General features: G+C 71.9%; 22 protein-coding genes and 2 pseudogenes. 17 read left to right on the forward strand and 7 right to left on the reverse strand.

What is annotated here, in order from left to right:
- Positions 1-10 precede the first annotated feature (10 nt).
- Positions 11-1,198, reverse strand: coding sequence for a lycopene cyclase family protein (locus tag ACZ4WH_RS15820; protein ID WP_468180624.1), 1,188 nt, complete (start codon positions 1,196-1,198; stop codon positions 11-13).
- Between the two features lie 226 nt (positions 1,199-1,424).
- On the opposite strand from ACZ4WH_RS15820, the gene ACZ4WH_RS15825 reads away from it, so the two are divergent.
- From ACZ4WH_RS15825 to ACZ4WH_RS15845, 5 genes are all read left to right on the forward strand, one after another.
- Positions 1,425-2,780 carry a polyprenyl synthetase family protein gene (locus ACZ4WH_RS15825; protein ID WP_468180626.1) on the forward strand — a complete coding sequence of 452 codons (1,356 nt, stop codon included), beginning with the start codon at positions 1,425-1,427 and terminating at the stop codon, positions 2,778-2,780.
- Positions 2,777-4,318: a phytoene desaturase family protein gene (crtI, locus tag ACZ4WH_RS15830; protein WP_468180628.1), complete on the forward strand. Its 1,542-nt coding sequence runs from the start codon at positions 2,777-2,779 to the stop codon at positions 4,316-4,318. The genes ACZ4WH_RS15825 and crtI overlap by 4 nt, the downstream gene beginning before the upstream one ends.
- On the forward strand, positions 4,315-5,337 hold the full coding sequence (locus tag ACZ4WH_RS15835) for a phytoene/squalene synthase family protein (RefSeq protein ID WP_468180630.1): 1,023 nt from the start codon (positions 4,315-4,317) through the stop codon (positions 5,335-5,337). Before crtI ends, ACZ4WH_RS15835 begins: the two co-directional genes overlap by 4 nt.
- Positions 5,334-6,350 carry a DUF5914 domain-containing protein gene (locus ACZ4WH_RS15840; RefSeq protein ID WP_468180632.1) on the forward strand — a complete coding sequence of 339 codons (1,017 nt, stop codon included), beginning with the start codon at positions 5,334-5,336 and terminating at the stop codon, positions 6,348-6,350. The genes ACZ4WH_RS15835 and ACZ4WH_RS15840 overlap by 4 nt, the downstream gene beginning before the upstream one ends.
- A 202-nt stretch (positions 6,351-6,552) precedes the next feature.
- A complete protein-coding gene (locus tag ACZ4WH_RS15845; protein WP_468180713.1) occupies positions 6,553-6,720 on the forward strand; it encodes a DUF6207 family protein in 168 nt (55 codons plus the stop codon).
- Between the two features lie 174 nt (positions 6,721-6,894).
- Here the strand turns inward: ACZ4WH_RS15845 and ACZ4WH_RS15850 are convergent, their stop codons facing one another.
- A complete protein-coding gene (locus ACZ4WH_RS15850; RefSeq protein WP_468180634.1) occupies positions 6,895-7,299 on the reverse strand; it encodes a hypothetical protein in 405 nt (134 codons plus the stop codon).
- 478 nt (positions 7,300-7,777) lie between these two features.
- On the opposite strand from ACZ4WH_RS15850, the gene ACZ4WH_RS15855 reads away from it, so the two are divergent.
- A complete protein-coding gene (locus ACZ4WH_RS15855) occupies positions 7,778-8,143 on the forward strand; it encodes a MarR family winged helix-turn-helix transcriptional regulator (protein ID WP_468180636.1) in 366 nt (121 codons plus the stop codon).
- A 110-nt stretch (positions 8,144-8,253) separates the two neighbouring features.
- Here ACZ4WH_RS15855 and ACZ4WH_RS15860 read toward each other — a convergent pair whose 3' ends face one another.
- Entirely contained in the window at positions 8,254-8,904 is a 651-nt protein-coding gene (locus ACZ4WH_RS15860; protein WP_468180637.1) for an FMN-dependent NADH-azoreductase, read from the reverse strand.
- 144 nt (positions 8,905-9,048) lie between these two features.
- Between ACZ4WH_RS15860 and ACZ4WH_RS15865 the strand changes: the two genes are divergently transcribed.
- Both ACZ4WH_RS15865 and ACZ4WH_RS15870 read left to right on the forward strand, forming a co-directional pair.
- Complete coding sequence (locus ACZ4WH_RS15865) at positions 9,049-9,717, forward strand: nitroreductase (RefSeq protein WP_468180639.1); 669 nt, start codon at positions 9,049-9,051, stop codon at positions 9,715-9,717.
- 23 nt (positions 9,718-9,740) lie between these two features.
- A pseudogene (locus ACZ4WH_RS15870) lies at positions 9,741-9,845 on the forward strand (IS110 family transposase); the annotation flags it as partial.
- A gap of 89 nt (positions 9,846-9,934) precedes the next feature.
- Here ACZ4WH_RS15870 and ACZ4WH_RS15875 read toward each other — a convergent pair.
- A pseudogene (locus ACZ4WH_RS15875) lies at positions 9,935-10,483 on the reverse strand (IS5 family transposase); the annotation flags it as partial.
- 44 nt (positions 10,484-10,527) lie between these two features.
- The gene (locus ACZ4WH_RS15880) at positions 10,528-11,154 is read right to left on the reverse strand and encodes a helix-turn-helix domain-containing protein (protein WP_468180640.1); all 627 of its coding nucleotides are present in this window, start codon (positions 11,152-11,154) and stop codon (positions 10,528-10,530) included.
- Positions 11,155-11,293: 139 nt separating this feature from the next.
- On the opposite strand from ACZ4WH_RS15880, the gene ACZ4WH_RS15885 reads away from it, so the two are divergent.
- Positions 11,294-12,283: an alpha/beta fold hydrolase gene (locus ACZ4WH_RS15885; protein WP_468180642.1), complete on the forward strand. Its 990-nt coding sequence runs from the start codon at positions 11,294-11,296 to the stop codon at positions 12,281-12,283.
- An 830-nt stretch (positions 12,284-13,113) separates the two neighbouring features.
- The gene (locus ACZ4WH_RS15890) at positions 13,114-13,464 is read left to right on the forward strand and encodes a DUF1963 domain-containing protein (protein WP_468180643.1); all 351 of its coding nucleotides are present in this window, start codon (positions 13,114-13,116) and stop codon (positions 13,462-13,464) included.
- 679 nt (positions 13,465-14,143) lie between these two features.
- Here ACZ4WH_RS15890 and ACZ4WH_RS15895 read toward each other — a convergent pair.
- On the reverse strand, positions 14,144-15,022 hold the full coding sequence (locus ACZ4WH_RS15895) for an alpha/beta fold hydrolase (RefSeq protein WP_468180645.1): 879 nt from the start codon (positions 15,020-15,022) through the stop codon (positions 14,144-14,146).
- Positions 15,023-15,159: 137 nt separating this feature from the next.
- Here ACZ4WH_RS15895 and ACZ4WH_RS15900 point away from each other — a divergent pair, with 137 nt between their 5' ends.
- Positions 15,160-17,097, forward strand: coding sequence for an AfsR/SARP family transcriptional regulator (locus ACZ4WH_RS15900; protein ID WP_468180647.1), 1,938 nt, complete (start codon positions 15,160-15,162; stop codon positions 17,095-17,097).
- Between the two features lie 79 nt (positions 17,098-17,176).
- On the opposite strand, the gene ACZ4WH_RS15905 is transcribed toward ACZ4WH_RS15900, so the two are convergent.
- Complete coding sequence (locus tag ACZ4WH_RS15905) at positions 17,177-17,416, reverse strand: hypothetical protein (RefSeq protein WP_468180649.1); 240 nt, start codon at positions 17,414-17,416, stop codon at positions 17,177-17,179.
- A gap of 590 nt (positions 17,417-18,006) precedes the next feature.
- Here ACZ4WH_RS15905 and ACZ4WH_RS15910 point away from each other — a divergent pair.
- From ACZ4WH_RS15910 to ACZ4WH_RS15935, 6 genes are all read left to right on the forward strand, one after another.
- On the forward strand, positions 18,007-18,612 hold the full coding sequence (locus tag ACZ4WH_RS15910) for a hypothetical protein (RefSeq protein WP_468180651.1): 606 nt from the start codon (positions 18,007-18,009) through the stop codon (positions 18,610-18,612).
- A gap of 495 nt (positions 18,613-19,107) precedes the next feature.
- Positions 19,108-19,569, forward strand: a complete 462-nt coding sequence (locus ACZ4WH_RS15915) for a hypothetical protein (RefSeq protein WP_468180653.1) — start codon at positions 19,108-19,110, stop codon at positions 19,567-19,569.
- Positions 19,570-19,926: 357 nt separating this feature from the next.
- Positions 19,927-20,409, forward strand: a complete 483-nt coding sequence (locus tag ACZ4WH_RS15920; protein ID WP_468180655.1) for a transposase — start codon at positions 19,927-19,929, stop codon at positions 20,407-20,409.
- 509 nt (positions 20,410-20,918) lie between these two features.
- Complete coding sequence (locus ACZ4WH_RS15925) at positions 20,919-21,311, forward strand: hypothetical protein (protein WP_468180656.1); 393 nt, start codon at positions 20,919-20,921, stop codon at positions 21,309-21,311.
- A gap of 113 nt (positions 21,312-21,424) precedes the next feature.
- Positions 21,425-23,020 (forward strand): amino acid permease, encoded by a 1,596-nt coding sequence (locus tag ACZ4WH_RS15930; RefSeq protein WP_468180658.1) that lies wholly within the window; start codon positions 21,425-21,427, stop codon positions 23,018-23,020.
- A gap of 76 nt (positions 23,021-23,096) precedes the next feature.
- Positions 23,097-24,020, forward strand: coding sequence for an urea amidolyase associated protein UAAP1 (locus ACZ4WH_RS15935; RefSeq protein WP_468180660.1), 924 nt, complete (start codon positions 23,097-23,099; stop codon positions 24,018-24,020).
- The last annotated feature ends 1 nt before the right edge of the window (position 24,021 follow it).

The following is a 24,021-nucleotide window of genomic DNA, read 5'->3' on the forward strand; positions in this document are numbered from 1 at the left end:
TCGGAGGTGGTCAGTCGAACGGGCGGCGGGGCAGGAGCGGCAGTTCGAGCGCCGAGCGGAGCATCGGGCCGATCGGGGTGCGCAGGCCGACGGCGAGGTCCTCGCACAGGCGGGTGCGTCCGTCGAGGAAGCGCAGGAGCCGGGGGGCGGGCACGTGGGCGAACAGGCCGCAGAACAGTGCGGGACCGTCGACCCGGCCGGTGGCCAGGGCACGCAGAAGTACGGCGTCCATGGCGCGGGAACGGGCGGAGTGGGCGGGAGGTGGCACCGGCCGGTGTCCCCGGCGCAGGGCGGCGGCGACGGACCGCGTCTGGCGTTGCAGACCGGCGAAGGTGTAGCCGGTGGACGGGCGGGTCGCGCCGCCGGCGGCACCGATGCGGAAGACGGAGGCTCCGACCTGCCGGGGCATCGGCGCGTCCGTCATCGGGATGACGCCTGTCTCGGTGGAGAGGACCTGTGTGTCGCCGAGGCTCAGCACGTCGTCGACGTAGTGCCGCACCGCCGCCTCGTAACCGCCGGCGGTGAGCACGCGGGGTGAGAACTCCGTGTACTCGACGAGGGCCTCGTGCGGTCCGACGGGCAGGACGTAGCCGAACGAGAGGCCGTCGGCGGGTTGTGGGGTGCGGAAGTCCATGAGGTCGACGGTGCCGGGGTCGAAGACCGGTCGCGCGGTGCGGACGAACCAGCCGTGGAAGTGCTGGAGCAGTGTGGTGCGGGCGGCGGGCAGGCTGCCGAGCGGCCGGGAGTCGAGCACCCAGCGGGCGGTGAGCACACGGGCCTCGCCGTCGGCGCTCCGCACCCGGACGCGGGCTCCGCCCTCGACGTCCTCCACCGTCTCCACGGTGGCCTCCAGCCGCCGCACGTTCGGGCTGCGCGCCAGGTCCCGCCCGACCAGGTCCTCGAGGTCGTCGGACCGGATCATCTTGTACCGCAACGGCGCGAGGTCCCGTTCGACCGGGTCGCCCACAGGGGGCCGTACGCGCAGGTGCCGCCAGCAGGCCGTCAGCGCGCCGTCGAAACGCCCGCGGCCCGGCTCCCAGAAGCACCAGGTGCGGCGCGGTGCGCGCAGCGGGCCCGGCGGCGCGTCCACCAGGACCACGGACGGCGTCCGCAGTCCCCGCACGTGCCCGGCCAGACGGTGGGCCAGGGACAGGCCGGCGGCTCCGCCGCCCAGAACGGCCACCTCCGCCTCGAACACGACGGCTCCTTCCGTGCTGTGCGTGCACGTGCCTTGCGTCTCCCGTCGGCGTCCCCGAACGGACGCGGGTCACTCGGATGCGGCACGCGGGGTCACGGCGGGTGGGCGATGTGGAAGGCATCGCCGCAGACGGCCGTCCGCGCGGCGGCCGGTGCCGCGGGCACGCCCGGTACACGCGGCGAAGACGTGGTGACGGACCGCTCGTGACCACGACGAGAGGAACAGGATGCGCCCCACACAGGCGAAGGAACACCATGCGGTAGCGCCGCCGTCCGCCCCACGCCCGATGCCCCCGTCGGGGTCCCCCGTCCGGGTGCGTCGGAACGACGGAACCGGCGAGACCCGTGGCGAGACACACGGCACGACTCGCGAGGACACGGTCGACGCGGGCGCGGTCGACGCGGACGTACCCGCCGCCGTCGGACGGGTGCTCGATCGGTTCCTGGCCGACCGCGTCGCCCGCGCCCAGGCCCTGGACGCCCTGTTCGCCGGGGAACTGGCCGGGCGGGTCGCGCGGTTCACCCGGTCGGGGGGCAAGCGCATGCGCTCGCGGCTTCTGTGGTGGACGGTGCGTGCCTGCGCCGGCACCGGCGAGGTGCCCGTCGCGGCGGCTCTGCGGATCGGCGCCGCACTCGAACTGCTGCAGACCTGCGCCCTGGTGCACGACGACGTGATGGACGGCTCGGCGCTGCGCCGCGGCCGTCCGGCGTTCCACGCCGACCTGCGTGCCCAGTACGCCGGCTCGGCCTCTCCCGAGCGCGTCGCCCGCTTCGCGGACGCGGGCGGGGTCCTGGCCGGCGATCTGGCGCTCGTCTGGGCGGACGACCTGGTGACCGAGACCCCGCTCGCCGCCCCGACGGCGTCCGTCGTGCGCCGTCTGTGGAGCGACACGCGTACGGAGATGGTGGCCGGTCAGTACCTGGACGTCCAGGGCCAGGTCACGGGGTCGTACTCCCTGTCGCCGGCGCTGCGCGCCGCGTGTCTGAGAAGCGGCCGGTACTCCGTCGAGCGGCCCCTCGCGCTGGGCGCGGCCCTGGCGGGTGCCGACGAGGCCACCACCCGCGCGCTCTGCCGGGCCGGACGGCGCATCGGCGTGGCCTTCCAGCTGCGCGACGACCTGGACGATGTCTTCGCCGCCCCCCTGCGGACCGGCGAACCCGGCGGCGGTGACATCCGCGAGGGCAAACCGACCTATCTCGTCGCCCTCGCACTCCGCCGGGCCGAGGCCGTGGCCGACCACCGCGCCCTCGCCGTGCTGCGCGGCTCGCTCGGCGACCCCGGTCTCACCGAGGCGGATGTCGACCAGGTCAGGGAGGTGCTGACCGGCACCGGTACCCGGGCCGCCGTCGAGGACAGGATCAGGCACCTGGTGGCGCGGGGACTGCGTCATCTCGACGGCGTCCTCCCGGAGGAGGGGGCGGGAGGCCGGCTGCGCCGGCTGCTCGCTTCCACGGCCGCCGAGGCGGCGGCCGGTGACGGAAGGCACCCTCGCCCCGGGGCGGATCAGGGTCGAGGACAGGATCAGGCATCCGCAGGGCCCCTGTCCCTGGCACGCTCCCTCACGCAGGAGACCGGCCGATGAGGCGCACGCTGCCCGGACGCACCGACCACGTCGTCGTCGTGGGAGCCGGCCTTGCCGGGCTGTCGGCCGCACTGCACCTGCTGGGTGCCGGACGACGGGTCACCGTCGTCGAGCGGGACGCCCTGCCCGGCGGCCGGGCCGGACGCCTTGACCTCGGCGGCTACCGGGTCGACACCGGCCCCACCGTGCTGACCATGCCCGGCCTCGCCGACGAAGCCTTCGCGGCCGTCGGCGACAGCCTGCACCGGAGGGTGGAGCTTATTCCGCTGCACCCGGCCTACCGGGCCCGCTTCGCGGACGGCAGCACGCTCGACGTGCACACCGACGCCGACGCGATGACGGCGGAGGTGGAGCGCTTCGCCGGCCCTGATGAGGCGGCGGGGTACCTACGGCTGCGCGACTGGCTGGGCAAGCTGCACCGGGCGCAGATGCGGCGTTTCATCGACGCCAACTTCGACTCCCCGCTGCACCTGCTGAACACCGACCTGGCCCGGCTGGCCGCGCTCGGCGGTTTCGGCCGGCTGGACGCCCGGATCGGGCGTTTCCTCAAGGACGAACGGCTGCGCCGGGTCTTCTCCTTCCAGGCCCTGTACGCGGGCGTGCCGCCCGCCCGCGCCCTGGCCGCGTACGCGGTCATCGCCTACATGGACACCGTCGCGGGCGTGTACTTCCTCCGGGGCGGCATGCACGCCCTGCCGCGGGCCATGGCGGACGCCGCCGCCGAGGCGGGCGCCGACCTGCGGTACGGACAGGAGGTGACCCGTCTGGAACGCTCGGGCGGGCGCGTCACCGCCGTCGTCACGGACCAGGACCGCGTCCCCTGCGACGCCGTCGTCCTCACCCCGGACCTTCCGGTCGCCTACCGGCTCCTCGGCCGTTCCCCCCGGCGTCCGCTGCGCCTGCGGCACTCACCGTCCGCCGTGGTGCTGCACGCCGGAACGGACCGCACGTGGCCGCAGCTTGCGCACCACACACTTCTCTTCGGCGCGGCCTGGCACACCACGTTCACCGAACTCACGCGCACCGGCCGGCTGATGAGCGATCCCTCCCTGCTCGTCACCCGGCCCACCGCCACCGATCCACGGCTCGCACCGCCGGGCCGCCATCTGCACTACATCCTCGCGCCCTGCCCCAACACGGACATCGGGCCGGACGCCACCGCGTGGAGCGAACTCGGCCCCCGCTACCGGCAGACGCTGCTGCGGGAACTGGAGCGGCGTGGTCTGGACGGCATCGAGGGCAGCGTCGAGGAGGAGTGTCTCGTCACCCCGGCCGACTGGCGGGCCGCGGGCCACGCCGCGGGGACGCCCTTCTCGGCCGCCCACACCTTCGCCCAGACAGGGCCGTTCCGGCCGCGGAACCTGGTGCGGGGTACCGAGAACGCCGTCCTCGCCGGCTGCGGCACGACACCGGGCGTGGGCGTGCCGACCGTGCTGCTGTCCGGGAAGCTCGCCGCGGCGCGGGTCACCGGCCTGCCGCGCCCCGCATCCTCCCGGCGCCCCGCCCCGCCCCCGCGCGCGAAGGAGACCACCACATGACGGACCGCGAACTGGACGCGGCGGGGATCGGCGATCCGGCGCTGCGCGCGGCGTACCGGCACTGCCGCGCCCTCAACGCGCGGCACGGCAGGACGTACTTCCTCGCCACCCGGCTGCTGCCCGTCGAACGCAGGCCCTCCGTGCACGCTCTGTACGGCTTCGCCCGCTGGGCCGACGACATCGTCGACTCCTTCGGTACCGGAGCGGACACCCAGCCGCGCGCGGCGGCCCTGGCGGAACTGCGGCGGAGCCTGGAGCACGGACTGCGCCACCGGCACAGTCACGAGCCGGTGGTCCTGGCGCTCGCCGACACCGCGCACCGGTACGGCATCGAGCACGCGTTGTTCCATGACTTCATGTCCGCGATGAGCGCCGACCTCACGGTGACCGACTACGCCACCTATGCCGACCTGCGTGGTTACATGCACGGCTCGGCCGCGGTGATCGGACTGCAGATGCTGCCGGTGCTGGGCACCGTGGTGCCGCGCGAGGAGGCCGCGCCGTACGCGGCGGCGCTGGGCGTCGCCTTCCAGCTCAGCAACTTCCTTCGGGACGTGGGCGAGGACCTGGACCGCGGCCGCGTCTATCTGCCCGCCGATCTGCTGGCGGGCCACGGAGCGGACCGGGAACTGCTGCGGTGGAGCAGGGACACCGGCCGGCACGAGCCGCGCATCACGGCCGCGCTGCGCGAGTTCGAGGCGCTGACACGGGGTGTCTACCGGGAGGCGGTTCCCGGCCTCGGCATGCTGGACCCGGTCTCACGTCCCTGTATCCGCACCGCGTTCGTCCTGTACGGCGGCATCCTGGACGCGGTCGCCCAGGACGGTTACTCGGTGCTGCACCGCCGCGCGGTGGTCCCGCGCCGGCGTCGCGCGGCGGTCGCCGCGGACGGCCTCGTGCGGGCGGTCACCGCGCGGCTGCGCGCCGGGCGTCCCTTCCGGCGACTCGCGGCACCGCGGCCGCTGCCCGTCCCCGCGCTCGGCGCGTCGTGCCCACCGGCCGCGCGGGAGGTCGTGTGACCCCCGTCCCGCGCGGCCGGCGCGGTCGTCTTCCGCTGTCGCTGCGCCGGCGACCGGTGCCGTGGGAGCGTCAGCGGCCGACCTGGCGCGATGCCAGGCCGGGGGTGATCGCGGAGGCGTTGAAACGGGCCCAGGCCCGACCGTCCGGCAACTGGTACGTCGTCGGCGCGTCGCGTGATCTCCGCGACGACCGCCCGCTCGCGGGGACCGTGGCGGGGCAGGAGGTGGTCGTGTGGCGCGGCCCCGGCGGCCGTCCGGTGGGCGGCCCCGGTGCCTGCCCCCATCTCGGCGCACCGTTGCGGGACAGTCCCGTTCGCTGCGGCACCCTGATGTGCCACTGGCACGGGCTGGCCCTGGACGGCACCCCGTACGCGGACTGGGCTCCGCTGCCGGTGCACGACGACGGACTGCTGTTGTGGGTCCGGCTGGACGCGGTGGGCGGTGAGACCCCGTCGGACGCACCGGTCGTCGCGCGGCGGCCCGAGCGGGCACGGGCGCTGACGGCCGTCTACACCGGCACGGGAATCTGCGAAGTCGAGGACGTCGTGGCCAACCGCCTGGACCCGTGGCACGGCGCGTGGTTGCACCCGTACTCGTTCGTCGACCTCACGGTGGTCGGATCACCCGGCGGCTCGGGGAGCGGCACTGAGGACGCCTTCACCCTCGACGTCTCCTTCAAGGTGGCGGGGCGCCTGGTCGTACCCGTCCGCGCCGTGTTCACCGCCCCCGAACCGCGCACGGTCGTCATGCGCATCACCGAGGGTGAGGGCACGGGTTCCGTCGTCGAGACCCACGCCACGCCTCTCGGCCCCGACCGGCTGGGCCGGCCGCGGACCGCGGTGACCGAGGCGGTGGTGGCCGCCTCCGACCGGCTGGGCTTCGCCGTCGCCCGCCGGGCGGCGCCGCTGCTGCGACCGCTTGTGCGCGCGGCCTCGGGGCGCCTGTGGCGCGACGACCTGGCCTACGCCGAACGACGCTGGCGGCTCCGCTCCACGGGACGTTTCCCCGGGTGAGGGCGGGGCACCGGCGTGACGTACGGTCGCAAGGGGAACCCGGCCGAGCTCCCGGCCCGGCGCCGCCCCCTCTTCCGGCAGGCCGGAGTGCCGGGGCGGCCGGCAGGCTTCTGCCGGTACACGCGTCGAGCCGGCCGCAGGTGGCCCCGACCGCGCCGAGGCCGGCTTTGGGTGTCACCGACGTGGCGGGCTTGGCGATGACATCGTCGTCGCCTTCCGGGCCGTGATCACCCGTGCCCGGGCACCTCGACCGCCCGAGCGCACCGCCAGGGATCCAGGCCTGACCGGTGTGTGTCTGCGGATGTACGCCGACCTGAGCCAGGTCCTCGAAGAGGCCACCGCGCTGAAGCGAGCGCTGGTCACGGAGTAGGACGTGGTCTGCCACCACGGGGGCGACTGATCCGTGTGCGTCCACGGTGCCGCATCAGCCACGTGCGCGGCCTGGGGACGAAGTCACCCGCTCGGCGACGACGTGACGGCCGACTTGGCGTCCAGACAGCGGCGGTGTGCGCGATGACGTCGCAGATGGTTCGTCCAGTTCCTCTCAGTAGATGGTGACGGACATCCCGCACAGGCCGCGTGCGTACGTCGCGGCCTGCCGCCACATCCGCAGCGGCCCGTTCAGGACGCTGTCCTGATCGTCGCCGTAGTCCAGCCAGTCCTGGTCCTCGGCCTGTGCGCGTTCTTTCGCCGGGAAGCGAAGTGCCTGCTCGACGGCGGGAAGCGTCTGGCGCACCTGGGCGGAGGTGAGCAGGAAGTCGCCGCACCAGCCAGGCAGGAGGACGGCCCGGTCGGGGCCGATGGCGTGGAAGAAGGACCTCAGCGCGAAGTCCTTGTTCTGGATGGAAAGGAAGATGTCCTCCGTGCCGGTGACCAGCTCCCACACATCCGTGAGCAGTGACAAGTCGTCGTCGGGCGACATGCCGTCGTACATCTTCTGCACGTGCACCCCGGAAGCGGTCAGCTCGTGAAGGAGTCCAGCGCCTCCGCCTCCCTGCGGCAGACCTGACCGAAGGGCTTCCACCAGGTCCTGATGGACCAGGCCGAGGTGATACCCATGTCAGGACCGTACGAGGCGCCACTGACAAGCTCGGTTCCAGCGGCGCCGGCTGACCTCTTCCTACACGGTCGCATTCCTCGGGCCTACAGGCGCACGGCCATCATCGACTGGACGACGCCGCCCACACCGCATCCATCCTGCTATGCCCGTGATCGGCAGGACGGCCCCGTGGCCGGCCAGGCGGCGGATCGCCTCTTAGTTTCAGACGATATGGTATCGACTGAGTGCATTGCTATAGCATGCTGTCATGACTGCTGCTGTTCCTGGCCGAGCCACTACCCGGCGTGCGACCGATCGTCCGGGGGACACGTCTCCTTTCGCGCTGGGTCTGCTGTTGCGTCGGGCGCACTGGCGTGCGGCTGCTGTGATGTCTGAGGCACTTCGGCCGCTCGGTATTGAGTTGCGGCATTTTGCGGTGCTTGTCGTGCTGGTCAACCGCGGCTCCACGGTGCAGCGGGACCTGGCAGCGGCGACAGGGACTGACAAGGCCGGGATCATGCGGGTCGTGGACGACCTTGAGCGCAAGGGGCTGGCCGTACGCAAGGCCGTGCCGGGGGACCGGCGGGCGCGCGCGGTGGAAATCACTCCTGAGGGTCTGGAGCTCTTCGACGCGGCACACGTGGCCGCAGAGCCGCTCACTGAGCGCCTGGTCTCCGATTTGGCACCCGGAGAGTCCGAGAGGCTGACGGAATTGCTGACCCGGCTTGCCTATCCCGCGGACGACGAAGAGTAAAGCGGCGCGTGCCCGTGGCAGCGTGCCATCACAGCGGTTGGTAAAGCGGGTCGTGGCGGGGGTGCCGTGCGGCCTGGGGGTCGGATCGCACGGCACCAGTCGTCTGCGGGTCATGCAGCAAGGCGCTTGGCGAGTTCCTTGGCCCTGGCGATCGCGTCGTCGAAGGCCCGCTCGCGCGAGGTCTCGTACTGCGGGACCAGATGAGACATGGCTGGGTTGCGCGGGGCCATGGTGAGTTCCGGGACGATGAAGTCGAGGTCCAGGCCGAGGGTGTCCTTCAGGACGGCTTCGAGGTAGTTCTGTACGAACTCGTAACCCTCGCGCGGAGTGCCCGGAGCATAGGAGCCGCCGCGGCTGGCGACGACGAGGGCGGGTGTGCCCTGGGCGGAGGGGGCCTCGCCCGCGGTCCGGCCGAGCAGGAGGACGGAGTCCAGCCAGGCCTTCAGGGTCGAGGGGATCGAGAAGTTGTGCATGGGTGCGCCGATCAGGATGGCGTCGGCCCGCTCCACCTCCTCGATGAGTTCCACCCGGGCGGCGAAGGCGGCGGATTGGCCGGGGGTGCGTTCGGACGGGGCGACGTAGCCGGCGGACCAGGCTTCGGCGGTGATGTGGGGGACGGGGTGGGCGGCGAGGTCCCGGTAGATCACCGTGCCCTGTGGGTGCTGCTCCTCCCAGGCCTTGCGGAAGGCGGCCGTGACCGAGCGGGAGGAGGATGCCGGGCCGGGGAGCACGGACGAGTCGACGTGCAGCAGCGTGGCCAATTGAACTCTCCAGACGGTGTTGCCCAGGGCGAGGGCCTGGACTGCGGATTCATCTCTGAAGGTAGTTATACACGAGATAGTCGCGAGTGATACAATCTCGAGCGTGACAAAGATGGAGTCAGACCAAGCGGGGAGAGCAAGCTGATGGACGTCTATGAGGCGGTCAGGAGCCGACGTGCGGTACGGGCCTTCACCGATCGTCCCGTCCCGAAGGAAGTGCTTCAGCGGGTACTGTCCGCTGCCGCCTGGGCACCCTCGGGCTCCAACCTCCAGCCGTGGAACATCTACGTGCTCACCGGCAATCCCCTGGCCGAACTCAAAAAGCGTGCAGGTGAACGGCTCGCCTCGGGCGATCCATGGGACGAGGCGGAGTACACGCAGTACCCGCCCGCACTCAAGGCCCCTTACCGCGAGCGCAGGGCCGCCTTCGGTGAGCAGCGTTACGGAGCGCTCGGGATCCCACGTGAGGACCTCGAAGCGAGACAGAGGGCCGCATCCGCGAACTGGGATTGCTTCGGCGCCCCTGCCGCCCTGTTCTGCTACATCGACCGCGACCTCGCCTGCCCGCAGTGGTCCGACGCCGGAATGTACCTGCAGACCGTCATGTTGCTGCTCCGCGCAGAAGGACTCCACAGCTGCACGCAGATGGCATGGGCCAAGTTCCACAAGACCGTCGCGGAGATCATCTGCCCTCCGGACGACCTCATCCTCTTCTGCGGCATGTCGATCGGCTATGAGGACCCCACGGTGACCCACACCCGCACAGGCCGGGCCCCACTGGACGAGACGATCACATTCGTCGACGGGTCCTGACGTACGCACCCTCGGCGACCCGCGACGCGTTCATCGTCGCGGACGCCGCCCGCACCATGCCGCATACGCTGCGGACCCTCGAGCCCGAAGACGAGACGATCGCCGAGCTGCGGATGATCGTGGGCTTCGGCGACATCCGCGACGGCACCTTCTACGAATCGCGCCCCGCCGGTATCAGCCAGCTGACCTGCGGCTCCGCCAGGCGGTTTCGTTTGGATCAGCGGGCGGACCAGAGGAAGATGCCCGCGATGTGAAGTCCGGCGAGGTAGATGGTCGCGGTCTTCTAGTAGCGGGTGCGATGCCGCGCCACTGCTTCAGGCGGTTGATGCAGCGCTCGACGGTGTTGCGCGGCTTGTATGCCTCGCGGTCGAAGGCCGGCGGTCTGCCGCCCGCCTGTCCGCGCTGCCGCCGGTTGGCCTGCTGGTCGGCCCGTTCCGGTGCGGGGCCGTCCCAAAGGGCGGGGAACGCGCAGACGGGCCATGACATCCGTGAAGGCGGGTGCGTCTGCGGCCTGACCGGCGGTGAGGACGAACACCAGCGGCCGGCACCGGCCGTCGGCCGCGAGGTGGATCTTCGTGGTCAGTCCGCCGCGGGACCGGCCGATGGCGTGATCGTCCGGCTCTCCGGCCGGGGCCCCTTTTGTGCGGGCCCCGGCAGCGTGCTGGTGAGCGCGCACGATGATGGAGTCCACGGACACGGCCCAGCCGACGTCTTCGTCCGCGTCGGCCTGGGCCACCAGGGCGGTGAACACCCGCTCCCACGTGCCGTATCCAGCTGCGGTAAACGACCTACTCCGCAGACAGCGGCTGCTCACTCAGCAGCCTTTCTGTCACCAGTCCCGCGAGCAGCGGCAGGAGTGCGCGGCCGTAGGCGCTCGCCCTGCGGTCCGAACATGATCAGGTACTCGACCGGACCGCTGGGGCTGGTGTTCGCCACCCCATGCGGGGTGCGGGTGTCGAACTCGGCGACGTCCCCGGGGGTCAGGATGAGGTCTTGGTCGCCGAGCGCGAGCCGCAGTCGTCCGTACAGGACGCACAGCCACTCGTAGCCTTCGTGGGAGACCATACGGGGCCGCGCGGGCGGGTCCTCGAGGGCGGGCAGGACGTGTTTGTGGGCGTGCAGGCCGCCGACGTACCGGGTCAATGGCAGCACTGCCTTGTCGTCGCCGAAGCTCAGCGGCGCCGTAGTGCGCGGCTTGGCCGCGGGGGCGGGTGCCGTGCCGGCCAGCTCGTCCAGGGAGACGCCGTACTCCTTCGACAGCTGCAGCAGCACCTCCAGGGTGGGCTTGCGTCGGCCGGTCTCGATCCGGGACAGCGTGCTGGGCGAGATGCCGGTCGCGCAGCTGACACCGGCGAGCGTCGCGCCGTGGTGCTCGCGCGCGGCCCGCAACCGGGGCCCCATCGCGGCCAGCGTGCCGTCCACGTCATCGATTGCCACTTTTCGCGCTCCTTCCTGCCATGCCGCTCCACCGCTCTGTCCTGCGAGTTTGCCAGAATGGCAAGGCTGATCGCGTCGGGTGGGTACTGCGCCGCATGATCGATGGGTAGCCGCGTCGCCGCGAACCGAGGAGAAGCCCATGCAGCCCGAGCCGACCGCCGAGCTCCGCCACCGCACCGTCGAGGCCCCGGCCGGGCGCCTGCACCTGGTCGAGCAGGGCACCGGCCCGCTGGTCCTGCTCGTGCACGGCTTCCCCGAGTCCTGGTACTCCTGGCGCCGCCAGCTCCCGGCCCTCGCTGCGGCCGGCTATCGGGCGGTGGCGATCGACGTGCGCGGTTACGGCCGCTCCTCCAAGCCGGAGGCGACCGAGGCCTACCGGATGCTCGATCTGGTGGAGGACAACGTCGCCGTCGTGCGTGCCCTCGGCGAGGAAAGCGCAGTGGTCGTCGGCCACGACTGGGGCTCCAACATCGCCGCCGCCTCCGCTCTGCTCCACCCCGAGGTCTTCCGCGCCGTCGGCCTGCTGAGCGTCCCCTACGCGCCGCCCGGCGGGCCTCGCCCCAGCGACATCTTCGGCCAGATCGGCGGCCCCGAGCAGGAGTTCTACGTCTCCTACTTCCAGGAGTCCGGTCGCGCCGAGGCGGAGATCGAGCCCGACGTCCGGGGCTGGCTCGCGGGCTTCTACGCGGCCCTGTCCGCCGACACCATGCCCGCCCGGGGCGAGTCCGACCCGCACTTCGTTGCCCGCGGCGGCGGCCGGCTGCGCGACCGCTTCCCCACGGGGGTCCTCCCGGCCTGGCTGAGCGAGGACGACCTCGACGTCTACGCCGGGGAGTTCGAGCGCACAGGGCTCACTGGCGCGCTCAACCGCTACCGCAACATGGACCGAGACTGGGAAGACCTTGCCCCGCACCGCGGAGCCCCGATCAAGCAGCCGTCCCTGTTCATCGGCGGCGCCCTGGACGCCTCCACCACCTGGATGTCCGACGCCATCGACGCCTACCCCACCACCCTCCCCCACCTGTCGGGGACCCACCTCCTGGACGGCTGCGGCCACTGGATCCAGCAGGAGCGCCCCGACGAGGTCAACCGCCTGCTGACCGACTGGCTCGCCACCCTCCAGGGCTGAACCAGGCAAGCCAGGCGTGGCAGTCTGCGCACTGGCGCGGTGCCCGAGGCGGCGGCGGCAGCGGCGGCGCCGGAACTGTGATGTGCGGAGTGCGGGTCGGCCGGTCGGAGCTGGAGAACCGCATGGCACGGGCGGCGAATCGCTCGGCGGCCTCCAGCCGGATCCCCTTGCGAAACGCCTGCCATTCGGGCGTCAGCCCACCACCTTGCGGATCTCTCACACAACCGGAATACCGCGCCAATCACACATCGTCAGCCCCTGCCGACATCACGCTTCAATGGTCTGTATAGCCAAATTGCCTTGTCTTCAAGCGAGTTCGGTCCTGTCAAGGCCCGCCCATGAGCCCGTTAGGGTGGCCCGGTGACCGACGCGATCATGGACAGAATGAACCGCTTCCGAGCCGAGGCGGCATCCCGGGGCCTGCCGTCGGAGGAGGTGGAGGAATGGATACGTGTCACCCTGCCGGCGGTGTACATGGCCGAGGGCGGTGACGGTCCCCTCGTGGCCCGCGTCGGCGGCGACCCCCTGCTGCCGCACGGCGTGCCGAAGCCGTCCGATCCCTTCGTGACCTCCGTCGACCTCGCGGCCCTCCCGCCGGGCGTCACCGGCCTCCCGCTCCCTGCCGACGGCCACCTGCTCCTCTTCTCCGGCACCGATGTGCGCGGCGTCGGGGGACAGGTGTCCGACGCGGTGCTGTACGTCCCCGCCGGGACCCCGACGACCCCGAGCCCCCTCGAACACAGCTGGCGCGAGCCGTACCGGCCGCGCGAACTCCGCACGGTCTGGAACCAGTTGAGCGCGAAGATGCCGGAGAGCTTCGCCGTCGACAGATGGGGCGACTTCCCCGAGGAAGAGCAGTTCGAACTCGCCGACGAACTCGACGACGCCTGGGCGGACGTGGGCGGCTACCGCCTTCCTGGGTCTTGCAGATCGGCGGCCATCCCGTCTCGCCCCAGAACGACCCCGTCCACTACGCCCGTGATCCCGGGGAGGCAGGCCCCTCCGGGCAAGGCGGTGCGGGCCACGGAGAGGGCGCCGACGACTGGGCTCTCCTGGCCACCTGGAGGTGCGGCGACGACGTCATGGAACTGGACTCCGGTGTGGCCCACTGGGTGATCCGCCACCGGGACCTGGCGGCCCGGCGCTTTGACCGGGTCCACCACTACGTCGAAATGGCCTGAGTGCCGAGGACTTCCGGTAGTTGTGGGGCCGCCTACGCGGTCAGCGCAGCGGGCAGTGCCGTCGGCCGGGGGGCGTTGCCGTTGATTGCCCTCGTGGTGCTGGACTCCTCTGCGTTCCAGGTCTCTGTGCTTGCTGCGCTGTCCGCGGTGGCCAGTGGGGTGATCGCTCTGCCGCTCGGTGTGCGTATCGAGCACCAGTACAAGCGGCCGGTCATGATCACCGCCTCCTCCCGGGCCCTCTCCAGGCCCTCGTGACAGACTGCCGCGAGCAGGAGAGCGCGTTCGAACGCCGATCCACCCCGGCCACCCAAGTCGCCCCGCACTCGGGACACTCGGCCCGGCCGACACCACTCAACTCAGCGGCCACCCGCTCGCGCAACCGGAGGCCCGGGCGCCACTGCCTGGCACGAGACGCCGCCGAGCAGTACACGGCAGCAGGTCGCGCGTCCGACCGCAGCCGTTCACCGCAACCCCCGCACACCCGTTTTCCGGCCACCCCGGCGTCCTCGGACACCCAGCCGGCCCAGGGCCCATAGCTACTCGAATCCGGGGACCGAAAACAGACACTGACCGTGTGGGACGGGGACGACGGGCTTCCCGGCGCCCATCCCGCCCGCCGGATCGCGGGGCCGGTCCGGCACCGGGAATGCCGGGCTCGCCCGCCGCCCGTGGCCCGGGCTCAGCGGAGCAGCAGGTCGCGGATCGCTCCCGTGATCTCGTCGGGCGCTTCCTCTGCCATGAAGTGTCCCGCCCCGGTGAGCCTGTGGTCCAGGTCCGGCGCCCAGGCGTGCCAGACCGCGGCGGCGTCGTAGCCCAGACGCGCGCCCCAGTCCTGCTGGACGACCGTCACGGGCATGGCCAGCTGGGAACCGGCGTCCCGGTCAGCCTGGTCCTGTGTGATGTCGATGCCCGCCGAGGCCCGGTAGTCCGCGATGATCGACGGCACGGCCGCGGCGCATGCCCGCAGGTACGCGGCGCGGACCGGTTCCGGTATGGCGGCCGGATCGCCGGCCCAGGCGTCGAGGAAGGAGCCGAAGTAGGCGTCCGCGCTGTTGGCGATCATCGTCTCCGGCAGCCCCGGCGGCTGCGCCATGAGGAACAGGTGGTAGCCGACCGCCGCCGGGGCACCGTGCAGGACGTTCCACATGTCCAGCGTCGGCACGACGTCGAGGATGCCAAGGTGCGTGACGGTCTCGGGATGGTCCAGCCCCGCCCGGAAGGCGACCAGGGCGCCCCGGTCGTGGCCGACCAGGGCGAAGCGCTCATGCCCGAGCGCCGCGGCCAGGGCGACGACATCGGCGGCCATGGTGCGCTTGGAGTACACCTCGGGGCCGGTGGCCGCCGGCTTGTCGCTGGCGCCGTAGCCGCGCAGATCGGGACAGATCACCGTGTGCTCGCCGGCGAGCCGCTCGGCGACGTGCCGCCACATCAGGTGGGTCTGCGGAAAGCCGTGCAGCAGCACGACCGGGCTGCCGCTGCCGCCGACGGCGGCAGCCAGCTCCGCGCCGTCCGTGCCGGGCAGGCGGACCTGGTCGAAACCGGGAATGGTGAGCGTCATGAAAAGCCCCTTCCTGGGGTCGGTGGACCGACGAAAGCCTTGGTCCGAGGACTGACGGGATCAGCGTGGGCGACGGCGATCAGCAGCCGATCAGTACGCTTCGACGCCGAGGACCCGCGGCACGGAAGATGGAGGGCATGCGAATCGACGTACTCGGTGCCGTGCGGGCCCTCCGCGATGACGGCACCCCGGTCGACCTGGGGGGACCCCGCCACCGCGAGGTGCTCGCCCGGCTCGTCGCCGCCGGGGGACGGATGGTCGCCACCGACACCCTCGTGGACGACCTGTGGGCCGAGCCGCCGGTGCGCGCCGTGGGTGCGTTGCGTACGTTCGTCGCCGCGCTGCGCCGCGCCATCGAACCCGACCGGCCGCCCCGCACTCCGCCGCGCGTCCTCGTCACGGAAGGTCCCGGCTACGCGCTGCGCCTGCCGCGTGACAACGTGGACGTCCACCGGTTCGAGGACGCCCTGGCCGGCGCCCGGCGTACACCTGATGCGCTGACCGACCTCGACGCGGCCCTCGCAGCCTGGCGCGGCCCCGCCTACGCCGACGTGACCGGCTCCGTGTGGGCCGAGCGCGAGCGGACCCGGCTGGAGGAGCTGAGGCTGGAGGGAACGGAACTGCGCGCCCGCCTCCTGCTCGACTCCGGTTCAGGAGCCGAGCTCGTCGCCGAACTGGGCGCCCACGTCACCGAGCACCCCTGGCGGGAGCCGGCCTGGGGACTGCTGGCCCGCGCGCTGCACCGGGCGGGCCGTCAGGCAGACGCGCTGGCAACCCTCCGCCGCGCCCGCACGATGCTTGCGGACCAGCTCGGGCTCGACCCCGGTGCCGACCTCCGGCGCCTGGAGACGGACATCCTCCACGGTGCCACGACGCTCCAGCCCCCGCGTACCGTGTGGACCGCCGGCGTACGACTCGGCCCGCGCACCACCGTCGAACTGGCCCGCACCCTGGCCCTGGCGGGTGGCGACGCCCTCGTCCACTCGCGGCGCGACCGCCTCGCCGCCGTCCAGGCGGCGGAGCGCACCGGAGACATCGCCCTGACCGCCCGTGTCATCGGCGCCTACGACGTGCCCGCCCTCTGGAGCCGGGCCGACGACCCCGAGCAGTCCCGCGCCGTCGTCGCGGCGGCCGAGCGCACGCTCACCGCGCTCGGCACCGACGCCCCCGCCGAACTGCGCGCCCGGCTGCTGGTCACCGTCGCCGTCGAGAGCCGCAGTGCCGATCTGTCCGGCACCGGATCGAGGCGCGCCGGACAGGCGGCGCGCGAGGCCGAGGCGCTGGCCCGGGAGCTGGGCAATCCCGCCCTGCTGGTGTTCGCCCTCAACGGCGTGTTCCTCCAGTCCTTCACCCGGCCCGGCCTCGCGGCGGCACGGGACGTGATCGGCGCCGAGATCCTCGGCCTGGCCACCCGGCACGACTTGCCGAACTTCGCCGTGCTCGGCCGGCTCATCCGCCTGCAATCCGCCTCCGCTCTCGGCGACCTCGACGCCGGGACCGCACACGCCGAGGCCGCCGAGCAACTCGCCCTCACCACCGAGGCCCCGCTCGTCCCCGTACTCACCGGCTGGTTCCGGGCCCGGGCCACGGCCGCCCGCAGCACCGCACTGGGCGGACCGGCCGCCGCCACGGCCGCGGCGCACTATCGCGCCGCCGAGGACGCCCTCGCCGGGACGGCGGGCATGCCGGGGCTGCACCGGGGCCTGTTCGCCCTCGCCCTCCTGGGCCTTCGGCTCCTGCACGGCCGTCCTGCGCCCACCGATCCCGCCCTCGACTGGGGCCCGTACCGCCCCTGGGCGCACCCCTTGGTACTGCTCGCCCGCGACCGGGTCGAGGAGGCCCGTACCGCCCTGACCTCGGCGCCCGAACCACCCCTTGACCACATGCAGGAGGCACTCTGGTGCCTGACCGCCCACGCCGCCGCCCGCCTCGGCGAGCGTCCGGTCGCCGCCCGCGCCGCGACGGCCCTGCGCGCCGCCCGCACCGAACACGCGGGCGGGGCGAGCGGGATGCTGACGCTGGGGCCGGTGGCGCGGTACCTGGCGGAGGCGGAGGCATGCGCCGGCAAGGGGTGACCGACATGCTCCGCGCACCCGCTCCCACGCCTGCCCGTCCGGCCTGCCGACGGCCGGGTTCCGGAGGAGTCGGTGCCCGTCAGCCTTGGGTGACGTCCTGCGATTCTGCCCGGGCGAGGGTGTCTGCCACCGTTGTGCACGCGAGCCGGGCCACGGAGCGCAGTTCGGCGTCCGGAGCGCCGGCACGGCTCAGTACGCCCAGCGACTGGTGGACGGCGACGACGAATGCGGCGAGTTCGTCGAGCGTCTGGGCATCGACCGTGGAGTCCGCCAGTGCCGTGCGTACCCGTTGGCGCTGCAGGTCGAGCAGGCCACGCACCTGAGTGCTGCTGTCCTCCTTCAGAGTCGGTGACTGCGGGGCGGACTGCGCGAGGAGGCATCCCACGGGGACCGACGGGTCGGCGATGCGGTTCAGGATGACGTCGAAGAATGCCTCGCCGCGCGTACCGGATCACCGGGGTGTGCTGTCAGTGCCTGCTCGTACTGCGCGCCGTAGATCGACGCGTAGCGGTCGAGGCACTGGCGGAACAGGGCGTCCTTGCTGCCGTCGATCGGTCCAACATGGCTGGCGTGATGGACGGCGGTTCCCTCACGCGAAAGGCCGAACGATGATCAACGGCATCGCACCAGACGTCCGCACACACGTCGGTCCGCCCGTCGACGGGCGCCGTGCGCGCGCCGGGTTCTGGCTCGTGGCCGCGGTGTACACCTGGTCATGCTGGGTGGGACGCTGCCGATTCCGCTGTATGCGTTCTGGGCGACCGCAGATGGGCTTCGGACCCTTCACCGCCACGCTGGTCTTCGCCGTCCACGCCTCGGGGACGGTGCTCGCGCTCATGGTGTTCGCGTCGCTCTCCGACCGCGCGGGCGTCCCTGGCCGCAGCTCTCCTGACCGCGGCGGCGAGCACCGTGCTGTTCCCCGTCGCCCATGACGTCGGAACCCTCCTGGCGGCACGGTTCCTGTGCGGCCTGAGCATCGGCGTCTTCACCACCACGGCGACCGCGGCGCTGGGTGAACTCGCCGGAGCCGAGCACACCCGACGAGCGTCGACCGTCTCCACGGTGTCGAACATGGGCGGACCGGGACTGGGCACCATCGCCGCGGCCTGTTCGCGCAGTACGGGACCCACCCCACGCACCCTGGTGTTCTGGGCCTCTCTGGCCGTCGGGCACCGTCGCGCACAGCTCACCGGAGCGCAGCATCCCGTCCTCCAGCACCCACTCCTGGGCGGGAGAGGAGGCACACGCGCTGACCACCAGGCCATCCTGCTGAGCGGTCAGGCACCCGCCCGATGCCGCCACGCGCAAAAGCACGGCCACGGAAGCAGCCGGGCCCCCCGCGCGCCGCGGCGCCGTAGCGGATGCCGACGCAGCAGCCGAGCTCGCCTGCTGCGACGGCAAGACGGCAGCGGACTCCGGACGGCTGCTCTGGGAGGCGCCCGCCGTCGTGGCAGTCGGCTTCGGCGACGCCACAAGGGCGCCCTCGTGGCCAGCTCAGCCGACCTCGGATCCTGATACGTACCGGCCCAGGCACCGTCCGTCTGTTCCGGTGCGACCTGAGGACCGCTGCCGCCGACCGCTGTGGTGATCACCAGAGCCGTCGCCAGCCCGATGCAAGTCAGACCTGCGGCCGTCAACACCCCCGGCCGGGCCAGCGCCCAGCGCAGCGCACCGGCGAGCCGGCCTCGCGGCGGCCGCTGCTGTTGGGCCGTTACGAAGCGGCGTTGGAGGCGTGCGCCGGCGCGGCGCAGCGCGACGAACCGGCCTGCCGTAACTGGCTGCTGCCAGAGCTGGTGGAGGCCGCAGTGCGTACCCGGCACCCGGACGAGGCGGCCGCGGCCGCGGCACAGTTGGAGGAGTGTGATTCGCCGACATCTGGGGGATGCACGAGGTCAAAAGCAAATCCCGGGACGTGAACCCACTCAGTCAGCCTCATCGAGCCGTCAAGTGGCAGCCGTCTCCCTCGCAGCCGCACTCACCATCCCCGCCGTCACCGCCGACGGTGGCATCGTGCAGCAGCGGGACGCCGTCGTCTTCATCACCGCTGTGGTGATTGTTCTGTCCCTCACCGTCATGGGCCCCACGCTGCCGGCCATCGTGCGCCGAGCCCGATACCCCGAGGACGAAAACCCAGCCAGAGAACTCGCCTTGGCACACCGGTATCTCCGCGCCAGCGCCCTGTCCGCGCTCCCCGACCTGGCCGCACAGCACCACGTCGATGAGGACACGGTCAGCCGTATCGCCCAGCACATCAGCGAGCGAACCGGCTCGTCCGCAGATGCTGAGGCCGTGGGTGACCGTCAGTCCTTGGAACTGGACCTGCTCGCCGTGAAGAGGCAGGCGCTGTCCGACTTGCGCGACCAGGGACAGATCGACGACATCGTGCTGCGCCGGGTTCAGGAGTACCTCGATGTCGAAGAACTGCGCCTCTTCCGCAAGGCCACATCTCACGACCACACAGTCGAGGTGTAACCCGCGCCACGAGATCCTCGACCTACACCGAACGGACAGGGCCCATTAGGCAGTGATCACCGACGCGCAGGAGACCGAGCAGATGCCACTGTGATGACGTCATCGCACAGGGCGCGGCTGGTGCAGTCGGCGCAGCCTGGCCCCCTTGCGGTGACGACGGTCAGGAACCCGGGCGATCCCGGCAGCCTGCGCGGTGCTGGCCCTGCTTCCCCCGGCGGGGTCAGCACCCACCGCCACGCACGCGGCACATTACAGGTCACCTCATTTGGCGTGTTCGACAGCCTGCCGGTGTGGGGACCGTGAAGCGGTCAGGCCGTGTATCGAAAGTGGATCTTGAGCGATGAATGATCACGGTGCATGGGGCGGGGAGATCTCACGGACGAGCAGTGGGCGGCGCTGGAGCCGTTGTTGCCGAAGGGAACCACGGCGGGGCGGCCGCCCGTCTGGCGTCGGCGGCGGTTGATCGACGGCATGCGGTTCCGGGTCCGGACCGGTGCTCCGTGGCGGGACGTGCCCGTCGAGTACGGGCCGTGGAGTCGGATCTATGACCTGTTCCGCCGGTCGCAGCGGGACGGCACTTGGCGCCGGCTCCTCACCCGGCTCCGGTCCTTGTCCGATGCGGAGGGTGCGATCACATGGGACCTGAGCGTCGATTCCACGGTCTGCCGTGCCCATCAGCATGCAGCCGGGGCCCGAACACGGGGTGATTGCAGAAAGAACCGCCGGGTGGTGTGTTGGCCGAGCCTGGTGATCACGGGCTGGGACACTCGCGCGGTGGGTTCACCACCAAGCTGCACATGGCTGTTGAGCAGGGGCAGAAGCGTATGTCGATCGTGGTGAAGGCCGGGCAGCGTGGGTACTTGCCGCAGTTCGAACCCGTGCTGGAGAAGGTCCGCGTGCCCCGCATGGGGCCGGGCCGGCCGCGCCTCCGCCCCGATCTGTGCGGGCTGACAAGGCTTACGCCTCCCGGAAGAACCGTGCCTGCCTGCGTCGCCGCGGAATCCGCTGCACCGTCCCCGACAAGGTCGACCAGGCACGCAACCGCAGAAAGCTCGGCTTCCTCGGTGGCCGGTCGCCGCGTTTCGCCCCGGGCAGCGGCTCGATCGCCCTGCGTCACCGCGGAGGACACCGGCGCCTCTGCCCTGATCGCCAACCGGACCGCCATCGGCCCGTGGGAGAAGTTCACCCTGGTCACCAACTGAGCTGCCACGGAACCGCCGCCGCTGCACAGCCCGTTCACCTCACGGGGAGCGGGCTGTGCAGGACGTCATGGAGGGCACCGGGAACCTGACCATCGGCACCGCCCGCGCCGGCGTCGTCCTCACCGCCCCCAAAGCCGGGTGCCGCTGTTGTTCATCGAGGTTGACAGCTGCGGCATCCGGCGTGAACGCGACCGGTTGGCGAGCACGGCACTGCCGGCGGTGCCGGTGCTGGTCATGCCGATGGTGCCCGGGTGGCAGTTCCGCGACGGGCAGTGGCTGCACCTCGTTCTCGCCGCACCCGTCACCCTCTGGAGTGCCTGGCCGTGCCTCCAGCGGGCGGCGCGCGGGGTGCGGCACTGGACGGTGACGACGGACGCCCTGGTCTCCCTCGATGTCACCGCCGCCTTCGTCTGGTCCGCCTGCGCGCTCTTCCTCGGTGGCGCCGGGCGAGACCGGCGACCCTCTCTCAGGGTGAGGCCGATGGCGCCGCGGGAACCTCCCGGTCAGGACCTGAGGCTCCACAGGGCGAGGCGTGTGTGAGGCGCCGGATACGTGGAGTTTACGGCCGTGACGCAGGGGTGAGACCGGTCGACTTCACCATCGCAATACCTGTCGATCGACAGGTATACCTCTAGCGATTCGGAGGTGCGGTGATGAGACGGTCCGGGTTCACCGCGTCAACCCTTGCCGGTGGCGTCACCACCGGTTCCGCTCCCGTCGGCTATCAACAGGAACTGCGCCGTGGTGTGGGCGGCTTCGCGTCGTTCGCCGCGGGCTTCTCGTTCGTGTCGATCCTCACCACCGTCTTTCAGCTGTTCGGTCTCGGTTTCGGTCTCGGCGGGGCGGCGTTCTTCTGGACGTGGCCGCTGGTGTTCGCGGGGCAGATGCTGGTGGCGCTCTGCTTCGCCGAACTCGCGGCGCGCTGGCCCATTTCCGGTGCGATCTACCAGTGGTCAAGCCGGCTGGCCGGTACCACGGTGGGCTGGTTCGTCGGCTGGGTCATGATCATCGGCCAGATCCTCACCGTCGCGGCGGCCGCGATCGCCGCGCAGGCGGTGCTGCCGGGCATCTGGTCCGGGTTCCAGATCGTGGGGGGACCGGGCGCGGATCCGTCGGTCGTCTCACCGACCGGCGCGCACAACGCGGTCCTGCTGGGCTGTCTCCTGTTGGTGATCACCACCGTGGTGAACATCCTCGGCATCCGCCAGATGGCCGCCGCGACCAGCGTCGGCGTCGCGGTGGAGATCGCCGGCGTGATCGCCCTCGTGCTGGTGCTGTTCTTCCTGCCCGAGCGGGGTCCGCAGGTGGTGACCCACACGACCGGCTGGGCCGGTGGCGGCGGCTATCTCGGGGCCTTCCTGGCGTCATCGCTGATGGCGGCGTACGTGATGGTCGGCTTCGACTCGGCGGGTGAGCTGGCGGAGGAGACCCACAGCCCGCGCCGGACCATTCCCCGGACCATTCTGCGCGCGCTGGTCACCTCGGGTGTCGGCGGCGCACTGCTGATCCTTTCGGGACTGATGGCGGCGAGAAGCCTGACCGACGGGAACCTGGCGGCCGGCGGTCTTTCCTGGGTCCTCACGGACCGGCTCGGAGGGGTGGCGGGAAGGCTGCTGCTGTGCTGCGTCGCGGTCGCGGTGTTCGCCTGCACGCTCGCGGTGCAGACCTCCGGCGCACGGATGATGTACTCCATGGCGCGCGAGGGCGCCCTGCCGTGCCACCGCTACCTCGGCAAGGTCTCGGCCCGCACCGGTACGCCCGTCATCACGTCGATCGTGGTGGGTGCCGGCGCCGCGATCGCGCTCCTGGTCGACATCCGCCAGTCGGCGATCTTCACCGCCCTCTCCAGCCTGTGCATCGCCATGCTGTACCTGGCCTATCTCGGCGTGACCGTGCCGCTGCTGGTCGCCCGGATCCGGCACCGGCACACCGACCGGCTGCCGGCCGGTGTCGACGAGCAGGGCCGGCCGCTGTTCACACTGGGCCGCTGGGGCACCGTGGTCACCGCGCTCGCCGTGCTCTACCAGGCCGGCATGACGGTCAACCTGCTGTGGCCCCGCGCGGAGATCTACGACCTCACGGGCGGCACCTGGTGGCTGCGGTGGAGCGCCCTGCTGTTCATCGGGCTCAGCCTCGCCGCCGGTGCCGCCTACTTCCTGGCCCGCCGGTTGCACCGCCGCATCGAACTGAGGCACGTCCCCCACACGCACAGCGAGCCGTCCGCCGAAGCCGTCGCCGAACCCGCCTGACACTGCGGGGCCCCGCGGGCACCCAGCACACGAGACGGGACCGACAACACACCCACGAAGGGGTTACGGGACACCCATGAACACGGCCGAAGAGTCGACGGCCAACGTGCCGCACGACCAGCACCCCACCGAGCAGCCGACCGGACGGGCCCCCGCCCGGGTCCGTGACCTGCACCTGACCGACAGTGTCCGCAGCGCCCGGGACGACGCCCGTGCCCAGGGCGGGCGGGCCGGCGACTGGATGCCGTACCTTCCGGCGTCCAGCAGCCCGTACCGCCCGCCGGCTGTGGATCCGGCCACGCTGGTGTGGGCGGAGACGGTGGCCCCCGGCGGCTACACCCACAAAGTGCTCGCCCGCGGCACCCGGCTGCGCTTCGACGATCCCACAGGTGACGCCTGCGCCCACCTGCTGCTCTTCAATGCCCTGCAACCGGTCGAGCGGCTCAACGTCGCCGACACCCAGAAGATCCCCTGGCGGGCCTACCTGGGGGAGAACCACCCGCTGCTGTCCGGCGACGGCCGGATCCTGGCCGTGGTCACCAGTGACTCCTCGGGCCGGCACGACGCGTTCTGCGGCACCACCACGGACGCCTGGAACGCGCGCAAGTACGGTGATGCCCGTCCCCACGGACCGTCCCCGTCCGGCCGCGGGCTCTTCGTCAAGGCGGCCGCCAGACACGGCCTGAGCCGGCGGGACCTGCCGCCGAGCGTCTCCTTCTTCCAGGGCGTGCACGTCGAGGCGGACGGCACCCTCGCCTGGCAGGGCAGCGCGGGAGCGGGCACGTACGTCGAACTGGTCGCGGAGATACCCCTGTTGGTGCTTCTCGCCAATGTCGCCCACCCTCTGGACCCGCGTCCGGGCTACGTCGTCGGGCCACTGCGCGTGCACGCCTGGCGGGGCAGCCCGACCGGCCCTGGCGAGACGCGGTTCACCGCCACGCCCGAACTGCACCGGGCCTACCTCAACACCGTCGAATACTGCGAAGCCCGGGGGCTGTGAC

It is taken from the genome of Streptomyces sp. NPDC029138, assembly GCF_055564375.1.